This window comes from Vibrio sp. S234-5 (genome assembly GCF_000960595.1).
Taxonomy (GTDB): domain Bacteria; phylum Pseudomonadota; class Gammaproteobacteria; order Enterobacterales; family Vibrionaceae; genus Vibrio.
Window position 1 is genome coordinate 1 of sequence record NZ_JZAM01000246.1, and the last position, 3,708, is coordinate 3,708.

Below are 3,708 nucleotides of genomic sequence, written 5' to 3' on the forward strand. Positions count from 1 at the left end.
TGTTCGAACAGGGTTCGCCATTCTTGGTTAGTGCGTCGTTTGGCCATTTCAAATCTCCTTTGGGTTGGAGGTTTGATCTTATTATTCGGGCTAGACGATTAGAATGCGGGGTTTATGATGCGCTTACACAAAACAAGTGAAAGGAAAGTGCTTCAAAGAAGAATTTTTGGTTGCTAAGTCATCCACCATCTTACTTGATAACGTCGATAAAGAAGCTTCGTTTGAGAAATGTATTGTAGACGTAATGGGCCAAGTCGGTAATTTCACCTTTGTTGTTTACTTTACCCACCCAAACCGTCCACTACCAAGTGAATTGCTCACTCCACATAACAGGCAATGCGGTATACTCGAAATCAAGCTGGATGATACACATCACCTATTTACAAGTGATAAAGTCTCAGGGATTCGGCAACTAGATAGACTGAAAGATTACCTTCAACACGATTTCGAATCTAAAGTGTGGGTATTTCACCCACGCTACGTTCAATTGAAGCAAGAAGCGACTGAGCGATTATCCTTAAAAGCATCTCGGTACACTCCGCCCCCTACTCCGAGTCTTCTTAATGACCAACACCCGCCATCGCAACCACAGGAGTTTCAAGCTTCATCGTTCCGACTCATGGCAACCAGCAACGAAAGCTATCCAGCCAGAACCTGTGCCAAGGCGTTCAGCTCAATTTGAGTGCATCATGTGTCAATGCCAGTGGCAAGTTACGCTACCTAGTAAACCAATCTGTCCTAAATGCCATAACCACCTATACGCCAGCGAGATCTCATCAAGATAAGAACCACATCAAGCGTTCATTTTATTCTTTTGTTCATTTTTTATGAACAAACCGAAAAATGAACGCCGACAAATACTACTCTTAGTTTTGATTCTCAAAAACTAGAACTCGAAACGACATTTCGTTGCTATCTTTTCAAGCTCATTAGTTAGCTCTCCTTACAACGAACGAACACGGTGCCTTGCTCAAATTTCAATTTTCACGCTAAGAAATATTCTGTGGATTTACCAATTTTTTCAGATTTTAGTATTCCTGCTGTAACCATACCGTCAAGTTTTTGCTTCGCGCTGTTGTAGCTAATACCTAGTAAACTTTCGACTTCCCTCGCTGTTACCGTTGGCTTTTTACGGTAACGAGGCTCACCAGACACAAACCCGATGATCTTTCTCTCAATATCTTCTAAACCAGAATATCGCTCTTCCAACTCCTGCATTCGATGTGCCGCTCGTTCATAAACGGAAACAAACTCATCAATGGCGCGACTGATAACTTTCAGCTGATATTTAATAAAGTACGTTAGGTCTAAGTTATCGTGCTCCGTATCTAGATAGCTCACACCATATTGAATTGGAGCTTTTTTAAGCAATGCTGATATCGCAATATAACGAAAGCCTGTATAACCAGATTTAAACATATACCAGTAAAACAAAGCCCTAGCGACTCTCCCGTTACCATCTCGAAACGGGTGAACATAACCGATGACAAAGTGAAGTGTGATGGCTTGAATAACAGGATGAACACCGCTGCCATTAGCATTTAACCAATTCACGACCCGAGTGAGTAACCTTTCCATGTCATCGTGTTTAGGTGGTTGATGAACAACCTCCCCTTCAGCATCAACAACTGCAACATCATCCGTCGCTCTAAATAAGCCTGAGGTATATTTTTCTTGCTCTAGCGTTTTTGTTCCAGCGCTGTGTAAATTTCTGATTAACTCAATACTGAACGGCTCATCCCTAAGCTCCCAAGCTATTTGCATTAAGTCAAAATTTCCAAAAATCATTCGTTCATCGTCAGTACGAGGCTTCCTTTTTTTTCTAATCATTTCTTTCGCAAGGATTGTCGTCGTAGCCGCTCCCTCCAATTGACTACTCGATATCGCTTCATCATCCACAAGGTTATTCGCTAGATGCTCAAAATGCGCCCGTTCACCAATTTGTTCTAGGATACCCAGCATTGCACTATGCGTGGTATGTCGATCAATCTGTGATAACACACGACCAAACTCGTGCAAGTTATTGAATCTGCAATACTGTATATAGTCAGGAGAGTTTAATAGTGCTTGAATCACTTGTTCAGGTAAGCCAGGAGGCAATGGCTTGTCTTCTAATGGTGTTAGCTCAATCAAAGTTCTATCTCGGGACAAACGAGTTAGCCACCAACAATATTTGACATCCAAGCCAGACTTTACCCTGCGCCTAAACTCGTTAAATGAATAGTAATCACCAGATAACGGGTTAATGTAATCTGTATAGTCGTTAGGATTAAGTCCTTGATTACCAATCGCAAACAAAACGTCACCAATCGTACTAAACGGACACTCTGGCGGTGATAAATACTTACCTGACATGATTTTCATCTCAAAATCTAACAATTATGAGATCAGATTAATTAAGATTGCGTGATTTTGCTAGTTTTAATCACCCACGCCTGTGATGTTCATCTGTACTTTCGCTTGTACCTATCTTCCTGAAGAAAGCATGGCTCAAGTTAAATAGCATTCACATAGCTAATGAAGAAAAGCAACAATGGGCAGGTTTTGCTATTCAAAAATGGATTGCTTGCCAATTCTGCCTCTTCTCAAGATATACTATTCGAAACCGAGGCTTCGGCTTCTACAAGCCCCTATTAGGTGGATAAATTGAAATTTTACGCGGTATCTGATTTGCACTTAGATTTACACGGCATCCATCGAAGCTTCTGGCATAACTTCGATGATGACGCTGTCTTGATTATCGCAGGTGATACTGCCAACGCGCTCAATGGCATTGCGTATATAAAAAATGTTCTTTGCTCTTACTTTAGAGCCGTTATCCTCGTTGCAGGAAATCACGAGTGGTACAGCAGTAAAAGTAAATCTTACCGTTCTGGCTATCTGCGCAAACAAGATTCAATAAGCTCCACAGACAGTAGATACTCCCCAATAGAAAAGCTTAAGGTGCATAGTGACACAACTAAGAATTTGTTTTTTCTGGATAATGAGTCAATAGATTTAGATGGATGTAGCATTTATGGAGGAACTCTTTGGTTTCCTATCCACACATACTCGTCTGCACTGATTGATGCGTACTCAGAACTGATGAATGATACAAAGTACATCAGCCATCAAATGATTGAAGAGCAGTACAAAGCGTTCGTTAATAACCTCCCAGAAAAAGTTGATCTTGTTGTTTCACATCATCTTCCTTCCAAAGAAGCTTTCGCCGTAGAAGCAAATGCCAACAGTGTTTATGCTCCTTACTACCATGCAGGGTTGAGTAATCAGTTGATCTCAAGAGCTAGGTATTGGGTAGCAGGGCATCAACATGATGCTGTAGAGAAAGTCATTGCTGGCGGTAAGACCACATTTATTTGTAACCCCAAGGGTTCTGTCCGCTTAACCAGTGGAATTCTTACTAATAAAGCTTATTACCTATAAGAGCTAGCCAGCAAGAAACTTCGGCATCTGAAAGTCCGTTAGGGCTTTCTAGCTGCGATAATTGATCACCTTGCCAAGCAACCAATCAGAAATGATGCATAGAGAAGTGGACCCCAATGGTTGGACGCATAAGCTCATTTCTTAAGTGGTTGACCCAGCTCATGCTGCGTATCTTTGCCTACCGAAGTAGGCCTCATCAGGAGTGAGGTTATTGAGTCCTTGATGGTTACGCTCTTCATTATAAAACACCATGTAGTTGCCGATTTCAAGCTCGGCTTCACGGGG

Annotated in this window: 2 protein-coding genes and 1 pseudogene; 1 reads left to right on the forward strand and 2 read right to left on the reverse strand. The window is 41.6% G+C overall.

What is annotated here, in order from left to right; all coding sequences use genetic code 11:
- Positions 1-984: 984 nt before the first annotated feature.
- Entirely contained in the window at positions 985-2,355 is a 1,371-nt protein-coding gene (locus UF06_RS15815) for a Fic family protein (protein ID WP_045571290.1), read from the reverse strand.
- Positions 2,356-2,646: 291 nt separating this feature from the next.
- Here UF06_RS15815 and UF06_RS15820 point away from each other — a divergent pair, with 291 nt between their 5' ends.
- Positions 2,647-3,423: a metallophosphoesterase gene (locus UF06_RS15820; protein WP_045571289.1), complete on the forward strand. Its 777-nt coding sequence runs from the start codon at positions 2,647-2,649 to the stop codon at positions 3,421-3,423.
- 159 nt (positions 3,424-3,582) lie between these two features.
- Here UF06_RS15820 and UF06_RS24645 read toward each other — a convergent pair.
- Positions 3,583-3,708 (reverse strand): annotated as a pseudogene (locus UF06_RS24645) (IS3 family transposase); the annotation flags it as partial.

Bases quoted from the DNA above. Each gene is read 5' to 3' on its own strand.
- UF06_RS15815 (WP_045571290.1), bottom strand. From the start codon at position 2,355: ATGTCAGGTAAGTATTTATCACCGCCAGAGTGTCCGTTTAGTACGATT.